This window comes from Metabacillus sediminilitoris (genome assembly GCF_009720625.1).
In the GTDB taxonomy this organism is placed as follows: domain Bacteria; phylum Bacillota; class Bacilli; order Bacillales; family Bacillaceae; genus Metabacillus; species Metabacillus sediminilitoris.
The window spans coordinates 1976482-1990245 of the sequence record NZ_CP046266.1 but is presented as its reverse complement, the minus strand read 5'-3'; the positions used below and the strand labels follow the sequence as shown (position 1 = coordinate 1990245).

Below are 13764 nucleotides of genomic sequence, written 5' to 3'. Positions count from 1 at the left end.
AAAAATTTGCCGATAACCAAATTTATGTATTAATTTCGTGATTTTTCAATCTCATACAGTTTAATTTTATCTCGGAGACTTCTTTCAGAAATTTGTAATGTCTGGGCCGTCCTTTGGCGGTGTTTTCCGCAATGTTCTAAAGTTTTGGATATCACCTTTTTCTCAATTTCCTTCATTGATAGACCGATAGGAATGACGATACTTTTTCCATTAGAAATACCTCCTTCCCCTTTCTTTTGCTCTAGAATGTAATGTGGCAAATCCCCCTCATGAATGACTGTATTAATAGAGAGCGCTACTGAGTATTCAATTATATTCCCTAGCTCACGAACATTTCCCGGATAGTGATAGTCTAGTAAAAGTCTGCGGGCAGTTGTAGAAATAGATCTCTTTTCTCTGTTCATTTCTTTACAATACTTTTTCAAGAAATAATCAATCAACAGTGCTAAATCTTCTTTTCTTTCTCTTAGTGGCGGTGTTTTAATAGGAATAACGTTCAATCTGAAATACAAATCCTCTCGGAAAGTCCCTTCTTGGACCATTTGTTCAATATTTTTATTAGCAGCACATAAAATACGAACATCTAATGGGATCTTCTTATTAGAGCCTAGAGGTGTCACTTCACGTTCCTGAATTACCCGTAATAATTTAGCTTGAAGAGGTAGGGGCATCTCACTAATTTCATCAAGAAATAGAGTTCCTCCATTTGCTGCGACCCACTTTCCTTCCTTTGACTGTGTTGCCCCTGTAAAAGCTCCCTTTTCATAGCCAAACAATTCAGATTCAAGTAATGTTTCAGGAATGGCTGCGCAATTCAAAATTTCTAATGGTCCATCCTTACGTTTCCCTGAATAATGAATCCTTTTTGCTACAAGTTCTTTCCCAGTTCCACTTTCTCCTGTAATCAAGACGCAAGAGTCGATATCTTTAATGCGATCGATCATCGAAAATACATATTTCATAGCCATACTATTTCCTAAGAAGTCTTTATGGCCCTTCCTTTCCTCCAGCTCTTCATGAAGTGTTTCTAGTTTATTAGATATTTGTTTAAACTCAGCGGCTCTTAATAAAAGCAATGATAAGTTCTCGATATTAATCGGTTTTTCAATATAATAATAGGCACCCATTTTGATTGCTTCAATGGATGTTTCTATTGAAGCATAAGCGGTCATCATGATGACCGTCACTTTTGGGTCTTTTTGTTTAATTCTTTGCAAAACGTCTATCCCATTGTAAGGTCCAATACGAAGATCTAGCAGAATAATATCTACTCGTTCTTTTTCCACCATGAGTATGCCTTTCTCCGGATCCGTTGTGGTCATAATGAAATAATCATCTTCAAGTGCAAAGCTAAGTGAATTACAAATTGCTTGTTCATCGTCAATAACCAGTACTCTTGGCTTCATTCCGAATCTCCTCCTTTTGATATAAAGGCAATACAACCGTGAATGTGGTTTCTTTATTAGGAATACTGTTTACTTGTATATCTCCATTGTTTTCTTTTATTAAATTGTAGGATAAGCTCAACCCCAATCCGACGCCTTTTCCCTTTGTCGTAAAAAATGGTTCAAAGATATGGTTTAGTTCCCCTTGCTCCATTCCTTTACCAGTATCTCTAATCATAATCCTCCCTTTCTCGAAATCCTCTTTCTCCATTATGATTTTAATTTCCTTTACTTCTGATTCTTCCACTGCATGAATGGCATTTAATAATAGATTAAAGAGGACCTGACGAATTTGCTGTGGATCAATGTTAAAAACAAGGTCAGGTTCTATGTATTGTTTAAATTCAATCCTGTTTTTATCCATGTTTACTTGTAGTATAGCTAGTAAGGATGTCAGCTCGAGGGCAGTGCAGTGTTGAATATTAGGTAAGCTAGGACGAGCATAGTCAATTAAGTCTGTTACAATCCTATTTAGTCTGTTCACTTCTTCTGGTAAATGCTCCATAAGTACCTTTTGAAATTTCGGTTGATCGTATTTCTTTGGAATTAGGTCTATGAAGGTTTTAATTGACGTTAACGGGTTCCGAATTTCATGAGCTACACCAGCTACTAACTGGCCAAGCGCGTGGAGCTTTTCCTGTGTAATTAGCTTTTGTTCGAGTTTCTTTTTTTCTGTTTCGTCGTTCATTGAGAGCAAATAGCCTGCCTGGTTTTCAAGTGAGTTAAACATTTTATTTAGAGAATAATAGATTACCTTGCGTTCTCCATTATCATTTATTTCTAAAAAGCGATAATATTCAGCATTTTCTTGTTGCAAAACTTGACCAAAACGATAATGCTCAAAAAGCTTCAAAAAAATGGGAGAATGCTGAAGGTTGTACTTTGTATCGGCGGGAAGCTCAAGAATTTCCAATGCCCGCTTATTACAGCTCGTTATCTTAAAATCGATATCGAAAGTTACGATGCCCGTGTCTATATTATTTAAAATTTGATCTTTAAATGCATGGCTATCAGCAGTTCGTTGCCGTTGTTTTTGTAAATCTTCATTTAATAGTTGGAGGTCTTTTGTATGAATGTTCACAGCTTCTTTTAATCGTTGATTCCAAATATAGATTACAATAAGAATGAGTGCACCAATCAAAAGAAATATAAATAATAAGAAGATAAAATGTTCCAAACGAGCAATTTTAGCCTCGTTTTCTGGACTAACCCATTCATCAATTAATTTACTTACTTCTCCCGTAGCCTTTAATTTTGTAAGCGTTTGATTAATTATTAAAAGGAGGTCCTCATCCCCTTCCTTTACTGCAATCGCATAATCTACCGGATTCATTACTTCATCTAGAATGAGGTAATTTTCTTCTTGACCAAACTCTTTTAAAAAGAAGGAAGATGTAAATTTATTCCCAATAAAAATTTCAGATCGGTCATTTAAAAGCATCAAAAGACCAGTGTAGTGATTTGTCACCAAAGTAAGATTCGTATTCCTTAAATTTAATAACGTGCTTAGAACAGGAGTATTATCTTGCAGGACAATATGCATTTCCCTAATATCCTCGATACTTTTAATTTTATCCCTACTCTCCATAGGGATAATCAAAGAATCTGACATCGTAAAGTAGGGTTGAGTAAAATCAAATACTTTATCCTTTTCGGTGCTGTATGTTATCCCTGCTATCGCATCTACTTCACCATCTCTTAATGCCTGTTCCGCTTCATGAATCTCCATTGGTATATATTCAAAAGTAAGCCCATTTTCATCTGCGATTTTTTTCATTAAATCAATATTTATGCCAGTCAGTGATCCTCGTTGATCTTTATAAGAAAAAGGAGGAAGAGCCCATTCCCCAGCGATTTTATATGTTTTATCTTCAGCAATTACTAAACGTTGTGATAATGACATAAATAAAAGGAAACTAATGATAATAAAAAATACCCTAACCTGTTCTTGAATAACGCTACCTCCTTCTGGGTAATAATTCAAATTTTGGATATTAATCTAATAATATGGAAATCTGCATATGATAGCAAGCCTTTCCTATTTATCAACTTGCTTGCTTTCTCTTAAGGCCCCAAAATGACTTGGACAGCTCTAATTAATTATTTTATTATAAAAATATCAAAAGGATCTGACATCATGAAACGTAAACATCATCCAAAGGAATTTAAAATTCAAGTTTGTAAAGAAGCAATCGAAACTGGCAATGCTGCTGTCGTTGCTCGCAGATATTAACTTAGTCCCCATATGGTTAATCGCTGGGCAAAAGAATATAAAGAAGGGCAAATTCGAATCGGTTAACAGTCCGGTGGATGCTACTCCACTTGAAACAAAGAAACTATCCCAAGAAAATGATCAACTAAAGAAATTACTTGGCGAAAACCCTAGTGAAAATTTCTTCACCTTTATGCTGAACCTCGACTAATTTTACCTTCACTTTTTTCCACGCCTAATAGTTTTCTTGTAACCTCCAAGTTTTCATATGCTGTTAAATGTCCGTAATAAGAAGGTGTTTAAACCATGGAACCAACACGTTTTTTTAAAATATCCAGCCGCTCTTTCTTTATCGACTTTCCAAATACCTTTACTTCCCCTTTTGTTTCCTTAATTAGTCCGAGCAACATCCGAATTGTTGTTGATTTCCCGGCACCATTTGGTCCAAGAAATCCATAAATCCCACCCTTCGGAACCTGTATATTCACTTGATCCACTGCCAAAAACTTTCCAAACTTCTTCGTTAAATTTGATGTTTCAATAATATAAATTGATATGTAATTCTCCTCCATTACCTATCGTTACACTTACTCTAATCCAAGTACCTTAACTCTTAATTTGCAGTACCTTAACTAAACATTAAAAATAAAAAAACAAGGAATCCCCTATTTGGAAAATCCTAGATTTCTAACGGCATTCGTATTAACTTTCTTTCACTTTTTGCCTTTCTATTCATTCGTTTTCAATCATGTAATCTTTGTCTATAATAAAAGTATTAAATAGAAATATATATAAAAAGACTGCTCGGTGCTGGTACACCAAACATTCATACAATAGCAAGTCCCATCAAGGGGTCAGCTTTGTTGTTGGGTAAATAACTCACCCTATTGTTCAGCCTCGCTCAAGGATGGGGTATTTTTTGTCTCTGAAAGATATGATGGACAATACCAAACTTGCAAATGCTATCATGAGAATTGAGTTTCTTTTTATGCTTTTCTTTTCATTGCTTTTCAAGCATTGTATCTTTGGATATAATAATACTAGAAAAAGCATAAACTAAAAAAGACTGCTCGGTGCGGGAACACCAAACAGTCATACAATAGCAGGTTCCCTTCAAGGGGATCAGCGTGTTAAGGTAAATAACTCACCCTATTGCACTGCAGAGCTCAAGGGTGGGTTATTTTTTGTCTCTAAAAGATATGATGGACAATACCAAAGTTGCAAATGCTATCATAAGCATTAACGTCTGAAATACTGTCATCATAGGCATCACCCCCTTTCCTTCCGGGGTAACACTGACCACCCTTGAGTTTCCTAGCTATTGCAAAATTATTATAGCATAAAACAGAACATATGTTCGTATTTTTATTTCTAAAATATTAATATACCTTAAGTGTTTACATTGGAACTGAAAATAAAATTTAATAGTACTTAAATAGATCCAAAGAGTTGTGCCTCCTTTTTATCAGGGATTTTTGTTATAATGAATTCATTATCGTATTCTTTTAATAGCTAATATTCTAATACCCCCCTCAAAAGTGGGGGGCATCAACCTCGTTTAAAGGACTTTATCTACTAACTTCTGCAGTATAATATTGGTTATATATCTTACATTAATTTTCAAAAAATAATAACAAGGAGCATGATAAATGGATAAAATTTTACAATGTATTCTTACATAATAAGAAGCTTCCTTCTGTAAAAAGAGATTTAGATCTAAAAAATACATAACTCCTAACATACCGAATTAGCTTATTACTTTATCATTTTTGTAAGCGTTTACTTTTATTGCGAAATTTACGAGATAAACCCCACAAGGTAGATAAGGGAGGTTAAATATGTTAAATGAATCAACAATACACGAGTATATATCAAACCTTAATAAAGCCTCAACTCATGAAGAAAAACTAAATCTATGCACGAAAGGTTTACTCGAATTATTCCCTATCCAGGAAGTACATTTATTTAGATATTCACCACTTGGAAACATCGCTGAAGGAATCCTTAAAATCAATTCATCAGGTTTACACTATATTGGACACGTGAGAGATGACCTCCGAAACTTACCTCCTATTTATAGCTCCTTACGAAAAAGGAGAGCCATGTATATTTCGAACGAAGAGTTTTTTGAAAAATATGGTAGTAAATATACGAACCCTAATGAAAAGAATGATCACTTCATCATACCGATTTGCTTTAGTTCAACTCCAGTCGGCTACTTTATTGGACGTGAATTACCTAGAAATTTTACTTGCGACGAAAAGCTTTTATCGTTTCTTACTTTATACGGAAAATTAGTTGGAAAAATCATTGAGAGCAACAAGGAAGGGCAATCAATTGGCAAACTAAGCAAACGAGAAAGCGAAGTCATGCAACGAATTTCATGCGGCGAGAGTATAAAGGAAATGACAAAATCCATGGGAATTAGTGAATATACAGTAAAGGATTACATTAAATCTGCCATAAAAAAGCTAGAAGTAAATAACCGAGTTGAGGCAGTAGCTGAATTACTTCGAAGAGGTTCTATTTCATAATGCGTCTTCATGAATTAAATGTTCATCATCTAAATAACCTGTAATCCAACTATTATGGAATTACAGGTTATTGATCATATTTGGAACACCTTAATGTTGTTAAAAACTTATTGAAATAATAATCTATTATTACGTTAGGAAGATTTATCTGACCTCTGAAACAGGTGTTGAGTGATGGATTTTTATCTTCCTTTCGATAAAACGCCATTTACCTGTTCGATTACTGAATGTATCATAATAAGAACCAGCTATCATTGAAGGTACACCTTCCTTATCAATGACAGTTGCATCAAGATCTGAAATGGCTGTTGCTTCACTATTCTTACTTTCAAAAGAAATCACGGTATTTACCGTATAATGATGTGTTTGCGGAATATCCCTCCAACTAATCTGCAGCCTTTCTAAAATCTCCTCTTTATTTTGATAAATTTCTTGTGGTGTACCCCAATCCCAGATGGCATTCTCTTCCCAAATATCCATAAATAATTCGATATCCTGTTTATCGTATCCATGATTATAGTTTGCAATCAATTCTTTAATTTTGTGACGAGCTTCTAATTCATTGATCTTTTCTTCCAATGTTTTTGCCATAAAATACCCTCCTATTTACATGCTGCCTGTCACTGATCGATATGATTAGTGACAGGGCATGTCATTATTTTTGTAAACCGGCAACCATTATTAAATCTTCATTTGACAAAGTTACCATTTCAGACTTTTTTTAATGTGGATTGTAATAAGAATCCCTCATATCCCTTTGACGCAACATCGCTGCATTTTTCACGGTACGGTCCAACCCCGCCAAGATAGATGAGGAATCGTTGCGGCTTACCAGGGACATTCGCACCTATATACCAAGATTCAGTCTTCGTAAACAGAGTGGCTTCTGCCACTTCACGACAATGCTTACTCCATTCCTCTTCCGCTTCTGCTTTCGCCTCAAGGGTATCAATGTCATTTTTTTGAAGATATTCGATACAATCTGAAATCCATTCAACATGTTGTTCAATCGAAGTAGGTACATTACTTAATACAGAAGGACTCTCAGGACCTGTGATCATAAACATATTAGGAAAACCAGAAGTTGCAATTCCTAGATATGTTTTGGTTTGCTCACCATTCTCCCACTTTTCTTTTAGTGTCAGCCCATCTTTTCCACGAATATCAATTTTAAATAACGATCCTGTCATCGCATCATAACCTGTTGCAAAAATAATGATGTCAAGTTCATACTCCCCATCGGTTGTTCGAATCCCTTTTGGTGTAATCTCAACAATTGGATTTGCCTTGACATCTACTAAACTAACATTTTCGCGGTTATAGGTTTCATAATAATTCGTATCCTGTATCGGCCGTTTCGTTCCATAAAAATAGGTCGGTGATAATTTCTCTGCCACTTCTGGATCGTGGACGATCTCTTTAATTTTTTGACGGATAAATTTTGACAATGTTTCATTCGCTTCTTCGTTAACAGTCAAATCTTGGTAGGTTTCGAGAAAGAAACTACTAACCGCTCCTTTTTGCCAAGCCGCCTCGTACAACTTCTCACGTTCTTCTGGAGTATCATTTAATGCCGAAGGTCTAGCTTCCACATCATTAGGGAATCCACCAAATGAATAGCGCCGTTTGCGCTTAAACTCACTGAAGTTGTCTTTCACTTGTTTTAAATATTCCGGGTCATATGCATGGTTCCTTGAAGGCACACTGTATTGTGGTGTTCGTTGGAAAACAGTAAGGTGGTCTACCTCTGGTGCAATCGCTGGAATCACTTGGATACCTGTGGAACCAGTCCCTATCACCCCAACTCGTTTCCCCTTGAAGCTTACATTTTCCTTTGGCCAGTTTCCAGTGTGGTACCACTTACCTTCAAAGCTCTCTAACCCTTTAAACTTTGGAATGTTAGCTGCAGAAAGGCAGCCCACTCCTGAAATAAAGTACTTAGCACTTAGTGTACTTCCTTCATCCGTTTGAATCGTCCACCTATTATCCTGCTCGTCATAATGTGCCGCAGTAATACGAGTATTGAGCTGAATATCACGACGCAAATCAAATTTATCTGCCACATAGTTAAGGTACTCTAATATTTCCGACTGCTTGGAAAACTTTTCAGACCAATTCCATTCCTTGAAAAGTTCTTCTGAGAAAGTAAAGTTATAATCGATACTTTCATTGTCACAACGGGCTCCAGGATAACGATTTTTATGCCATACCCCGCCTACACCATCAGCTGCTTCGAAAACTCGCGTACGAAAACCAGCCTCTCGTAAGCGGTAAAGCATGTACAAACCTGAAAAACCAGCTCCTACGACAACAGCGTCTATTTTCATGACCTCATTTTTTTGATTTGTCATCTTGATTATTCCTCCCTTAAATTCATATTAAAAAATACTTATTGTGCACACACATAGGGAAGCTCTTTGAAAACATGAAATCGATTAAACGTTAGATAGTAGGAATTAAGCATTCTTAACCTTTTGATTGGTTTCAGTCAAAAACTGAGCTATTTTAGAAATCGTACCTTTAATCCGATCTGGAAAGACAGCCATGTTTGTAAAATAGCCATGAACTAATCCCGTTTCACAAATCGCGTCGACGATGACACCCGCATCCTTTAAACGTTTTGCATAAGCTAACCCTTCATCCCTTAAGACATCACATTCCGCTGTGATGACTAATGCTTGTGGGAGATTGCTTACGTCTTCTGCTAATAAAGGTGCTGCATATTTGTTTTTTTGATCTGATTCGTCTCTGATATAATGGCTGCCAAACCATATCATGAGATCTTTATCTAATCCAAAACCTTGTTGAAATTCTTCATAAGAAGCTGTATTAAAGCTCAAGTCTGTCACTGGATAGATGAGTACCTGTGCTGAAATTTGCGGTCCATTTTGATCCAAAGCTATCATCGAGACAACTGTTGCAAGATTTCCTCCAGCGCTATCTCCTCCTACCACAATTTTGGAAGCGCTACCATTTAACGACGCAGCATTTTCATATACCCACTCTAAAGCCGCATAGGAATCTTGCACTGGAATTGGAAACTTATATTCCGGAGAAAGTCGATAATCAACCGAAACGACGATATGACCTGTTCGATTTGCGATCATTCTACAGCTTGCATCAGAAGTCTCAATATCTCCTAAAACCCATCCACCGCCATGATAGTAAACAAAAAGCGGAAAAGGACCTTCACCTTCTGGCGTATAAATTCTAATGTTAATTTCCTCATCCTTACTAACAGGAATGAGGCGGTTCTCAATCTTTGCGAGTGGTGCCAACTCCACCTCAACTGGAGGAGCTTGGGCAAACATTTCTCTTACTGTTTTCGGATCCATCGATTGAATGGCAGGCATCTGATTAAAAATCTCTAAATATGCTTTTGCTTCTGGTACTAACTTAGGCAATGAAATCACCCTTTCGTTTTCATTTAACTGCTAATTGCTATATCCATCGTACACTTTTCTGAATTATTGAAAAATCCCCATTTTAGTGTAGGTTGATTCCCTTTAAAGAGGATAATTTGAGAAGGAAAAGGGATAAGTCTTCTATAAATAACTTTTCTATATTAGTTTCCTAAAAAACAATCTCAAATTGATATTTGTTTCATCTCAATTTGAGATATATAATAAAAACAAGAAAATAAAACAAACGCTTACAGAACTGTAACTTCATTGTTACTTCTTATACATAAGGAGGACTTACCTATGAGCCAATTAGCAAGAGATTCTAAAGTGAAAAATTTATTAGGCAAACAAAAATTCACTGAGAAAGAAATTGCAAAGATGACAGATCCACAGATTGAATATTATCACTGGCTCTATTTTGAAGATTCTGTTTACGATTATATGTAAGATGAAAATATATTGATAATAAAAAAGCCTAAAGCCTTTGTACCGAGTACAAAGGCTTTAGGCTTTTTTGAATGATACTGCTGATCGGAATAGAATTGGAGCATATATTGAGTTTTCATATTTGAATTTGAGATCCTTGACAATTAATTGGATTTGTTTGTTGAATTCATTTGCTTTGTCACTAAAAAATGCCTTTCCACTTATTAGAAACGCCCCCGTTCAAATTAGAACCCCTTTTGACTAAGGTTTTTAATTTGAACATTTCTTCCCCGTTTTATTGTCAATATTATTATTTTATTCACGGGCTGTCCATATTAGCATAAAACGATTAATAAGCACATATCCATTTTGAGTAGCAATTTTATTTTATTGTTCGATATTGAGAATGGAGTGATTAAAAGATGGCCAACCAACTTCAGCCAGGGCAGGAACTCCTGGCAAACCAACAGATCACCGCAAACAATGGGCGAACATTCCTAATCATGCAGGAAGATGGAAATTTCGTACTCTATGAAGTACATAAGGGCAGAAACATCCCCGTTTGGGCGTCTAACACCAATGGTAGCGGCGCCGTGAAAGCAGTCATGCAGGGTGATGGCAACCTTGTCGTCTACAAGGCTAATGGCCAAGCGGTCTGGGCCTCTGGCACCGATGGGAACGGCGGAGCATACCTCACGCTTCAGGATGATGGGAATGCCGTAATCTATACCAACCAAGGAAACGCTCTCTGGGATTCGGGAACATGGCGCCATAGTCGAAAGCTTGATTTCAACCCAGCAGTTCACGGATTTTTGTTTAGAAACAATTTCGTCAACAATGTAGCTAACATCCCAGGATATGGACAAGTGCAAACACAGGGAAGGTGCGGAGGAATGGCTTTTGCCGCTCTCGATTACTTCCTCAAAGGCATTCCGGTTCCAAAATACACAGGGAACCTGTTTAACCAAGAAGTTCCCCCTGATGGACACTGGCTTGCGGATTACCTATACAGTCGACTGATGGACAGCTTCCTTGTCCCTTCCTCCATCAAGTATATTAAATGGACGGTCGCATCAGATCATTCTACCGTTTTTGGAGGAAAGGGAGTCAGCCGCTGGACAAAGGAGGAGGAATTTCCAAAGCTTCGGTCGCGCATCGACTCTGGTAAGCCTGTTGTCCTCGGTATGATAGATGCAACCAACCTTGGGCAGATCGGATCAGAGAATCACCAGGTTCTAGCCTATGGGTATGAGTGGCATTCGAAGGCTAACATTATGAAAGTATTCGTGTACGATAACAACACGGTAGGAAGAGAAGTCGTTTTGTCCTCTGAACCAGGCAACCAACACTTTGACGCAACAAATACCGACCCATGGAGAGGCTTTTTCGTTGTCGACTACTCGCAGAAGAATCCGCCTGTGTTCACGACCAATCCACCAGCGGCCAATGCTGCGGTTCGATACGGTCAAACCATTAAGGTAAGTCATCTCATGACAGGGCTGACTCTACATTCGCATGCACTTAACTATGGCCATGAAGGCAGCTCTGGTCAACAGCAGGTTACCTGCTTCAGAGGGGCCGATGACAATGACCTTTGGAGAATCAAGGGGCCAGATGGTACGGATGCAAACTATAGGATCAATGAAGTAGTCCAGCATGGCGATGTGATCCGACTCGAGCACGTGCTCACAAAACGTAACCTGCACAGCCACTCGGGACACCCTTCTCCTGTCACTGGTCAGCAAGAGGTTACCTGCTTTGGCTCTGAAGGCCAGGGAGACAACAACGATAACTGGCGGGTCGAGTTTGAAGGTGGCGGTCAGTGGACAGCGCAGCGACGAGTCCGACTTGTCCACCAGAACACGAACCATTCGCTCCACTCCCACCTCGAGCACAGCCATTCCGATTGGACTGCAGGCCAGCAGGAGGTAACCGGCTTCGGCGGCCGTGACGATAATGACTGGTGGTGGCTCCTCGAAATCCGCTGAGAGACCTGGTATCTAGACGTCCAGTTACGTTAGATGGGCATTGATGTTATATACTTTGAAAAGTAGCTAATCGGTTGAGCGTTAACAATATTATGAAGATGACACGTTTTACTATTTACTCAATAAGTAAAAGAGTTGAAACTAAGCAAATAAGCGTCCTAATATGAAGTGACTCCAAAAAGTTAGACACGGTTATTTATTCAGGCAGCTGGTTGGGTATGAGTCCAATATTGTACTGGACTCATACCTTTTCATTTTGCCTTAGTAGAAAATGAAATGGGTAACACTTCTTCCCTTACTGACATATTTATCAAACAGCTTCAAAATCATGCAGACCGAGATTTTGAATATATCGTTTCATTTTATTGATTTCATTATCGAATTCATAAACCCAGCTGCCTTCGTCCACTTGTTTTATTTCTTCTTCATTGGTTAAAGCGTTTTCTTCACTCAGCAATGTAAGACTCGTATACCGTTTCTACTTAAAATGTCCAAGGGGGATTTCTGAATTCTCCTGTTTTTAACTTTCCTCTTTTTTCAAAGTCCATATAATGGATGATCTCAGAGAGAATCTTATATTCATCTGCTTTTTCAAACTCTACTCTGGCTTCATCCTTATTGTCATACTCAAACATTTTTATGCTGTCTTGTAAAAAAAGGGTTAAAATCCACACATCAATTCCTCCCTGGATAGTAAGATTAACTGAAGAATCTTTAAGAACGAACCAAAATTAAAATGAATAAACTGTTTCATGTATAATCTGGCTGTATGTATCAAGTATGTAAAAACAGATTCAAAACGTTCATTTCTCTTTCTAGATTCTCTGTTTGTTATCTTAAAGCTTCCTCCGATAAAAACATTTGATAGAACTTCATATCTTTCCTCAATACGTTTACATCTATCAGCCTACCTTTTTAACGACAATTGATTCTATTCAATAAACAGATTAAAAACGATTGTAATCAGCCAGCCAAGAGCAAGAGTAACCGATAGATATATGCCAATATAAAGGAAAATCTCCATCATGATTCCTCCTCGTATCGTTTTAGCTTGGATTTTTTAAAAATCATTCCAAAATACCTTTTCACAAAGTGGTTAGGATTCTTGCTGCTAAATGCTGATCTAAAAAACACTAGGCAACAAGTGAAACCTGTTAAATATAAAGCGTTTTCATTTTCTTCTATTTAGCTGTTTTCAGCTCCTTTCCTTCTAAAACAATGTCATTATAACAATTGATTCTTAAAAAGATGTCGAACCACCGGACATTCACTTAATTGTAAATAGACTGTTAACTCCCCTTAATAAACCGTTATAAAAACTAATATTTGTCTTATAGATGAAATCCTGAGGCGTGTGTGGTTGTACATTATGGACTATGGTATTAGCTACATCGCTTTCATCCGCATGGTTTTGATTTCGTGTTAGATCTCCAATGTCTACACCATCTACCAGATGTAAAATGACAATAAAGTTATTTAATTTTAAAAGCTCAAACAAGCATAACCCCGTTCTAAATTTAGGACGGGGTTAAAAATATAGTTGTTTAATTTTGATGTAAGATACTACACTACACTAAAAAAATAAAATATAGTCGTTTGAAAATCTAAGTTTTATTCAACAATAGCGCCGGATCGCAATATAAGTTTTACCAGTTTTTACTAAATGAACTTCTTTATTTGGTTTTATTATAGCGGTAGTCGGGGCAGAACGTAGCGCCTGTGGGACTTGATCCCGTCCGCAAAACTGTTTACTCC

11 protein-coding genes and 1 pseudogene are annotated in these 13764 nt (G+C 37.2%); 3 read left to right on the top strand and 9 right to left on the bottom strand.

Annotated features, from left to right (window positions below):
- Positions 1 to 29: 29 nt before the first annotated feature.
- The 4 genes and pseudogenes from GMB29_RS09520 to GMB29_RS27320 all read right to left on the bottom strand — a co-directional run bounded on the left by GMB29_RS09520 (position 30) and on the right by GMB29_RS27320 (position 4918).
- Positions 30 to 1406, bottom strand: a complete 1377-nt coding sequence (locus GMB29_RS09520; protein ID WP_136356525.1) for a sigma-54-dependent transcriptional regulator — start codon at positions 1404 to 1406, stop codon at positions 30 to 32.
- Positions 1381 to 3348 (bottom strand): transporter substrate-binding domain-containing protein, encoded by a 1968-nt coding sequence (locus tag GMB29_RS09515; protein ID WP_136356527.1) that lies wholly within the window; start codon positions 3346 to 3348, stop codon positions 1381 to 1383. Before GMB29_RS09515 ends, GMB29_RS09520 begins: the two co-directional genes overlap by 26 nt.
- Before the next feature lie 530 nt (positions 3349 to 3878).
- Positions 3879 to 4214: pseudogene (locus GMB29_RS09510) on the bottom strand (ATP-binding cassette domain-containing protein); the annotation flags it as partial.
- A gap of 620 nt (positions 4215 to 4834) precedes the next feature.
- Positions 4835 to 4918 carry a putative holin-like toxin gene (locus GMB29_RS27320; RefSeq protein ID WP_227551729.1) on the bottom strand — a complete coding sequence of 28 codons (84 nt, stop codon included), beginning with the start codon at positions 4916 to 4918 and terminating at the stop codon, positions 4835 to 4837.
- 577 nt (positions 4919 to 5495) lie between these two features.
- Between GMB29_RS27320 and GMB29_RS09505 the strand changes: the two genes are divergently transcribed.
- Positions 5496 to 6191: a helix-turn-helix transcriptional regulator gene (locus tag GMB29_RS09505; RefSeq protein ID WP_136356529.1), complete on the top strand. Its 696-nt coding sequence runs from the start codon at positions 5496 to 5498 to the stop codon at positions 6189 to 6191.
- 144 nt (positions 6192 to 6335) lie between these two features.
- On the opposite strand, the gene GMB29_RS09500 is transcribed toward GMB29_RS09505, so the two are convergent.
- The 3 genes from GMB29_RS09500 to GMB29_RS09490 all read right to left on the bottom strand — a co-directional run bounded on the left by GMB29_RS09500 (position 6336) and on the right by GMB29_RS09490 (position 9595).
- Positions 6336 to 6782, bottom strand: a complete 447-nt coding sequence (locus GMB29_RS09500; RefSeq protein WP_136356531.1) for a nuclear transport factor 2 family protein — start codon at positions 6780 to 6782, stop codon at positions 6336 to 6338.
- 119 nt (positions 6783 to 6901) lie between these two features.
- Positions 6902 to 8542 (bottom strand): flavin-containing monooxygenase, encoded by a 1641-nt coding sequence (locus tag GMB29_RS09495; RefSeq protein ID WP_136356533.1) that lies wholly within the window; start codon positions 8540 to 8542, stop codon positions 6902 to 6904.
- 105 nt (positions 8543 to 8647) lie between these two features.
- Entirely contained in the window at positions 8648 to 9595 is a 948-nt protein-coding gene (locus GMB29_RS09490) for an alpha/beta hydrolase (RefSeq protein ID WP_227551639.1), read from the bottom strand.
- 300 nt (positions 9596 to 9895) lie between these two features.
- Here GMB29_RS09490 and GMB29_RS09485 point away from each other — a divergent pair, with 300 nt between their 5' ends.
- On the top strand, positions 9896 to 10042 hold the full coding sequence (locus GMB29_RS09485; RefSeq protein ID WP_136356535.1) for a BH0509 family protein: 147 nt from the start codon (positions 9896 to 9898) through the stop codon (positions 10040 to 10042).
- Positions 10043 to 10443: 401 nt separating this feature from the next.
- Complete coding sequence (locus GMB29_RS09480; protein ID WP_136356537.1) at positions 10444 to 12009, top strand: MIR domain-containing protein; 1566 nt, start codon at positions 10444 to 10446, stop codon at positions 12007 to 12009.
- A gap of 310 nt (positions 12010 to 12319) precedes the next feature.
- Here the strand turns inward: GMB29_RS09480 and GMB29_RS09475 are convergent, their stop codons facing one another.
- Positions 12320 to 12466 carry a hypothetical protein gene (locus GMB29_RS09475; protein ID WP_155443865.1) on the bottom strand — a complete coding sequence of 49 codons (147 nt, stop codon included), beginning with the start codon at positions 12464 to 12466 and terminating at the stop codon, positions 12320 to 12322.
- Between the two features lie 25 nt (positions 12467 to 12491).
- A complete protein-coding gene (locus GMB29_RS09470; RefSeq protein ID WP_136356539.1) occupies positions 12492 to 12683 on the bottom strand; it encodes a hypothetical protein in 192 nt (63 codons plus the stop codon).
- Positions 12684 to 13764: the final 1081 nt, after the last annotated feature.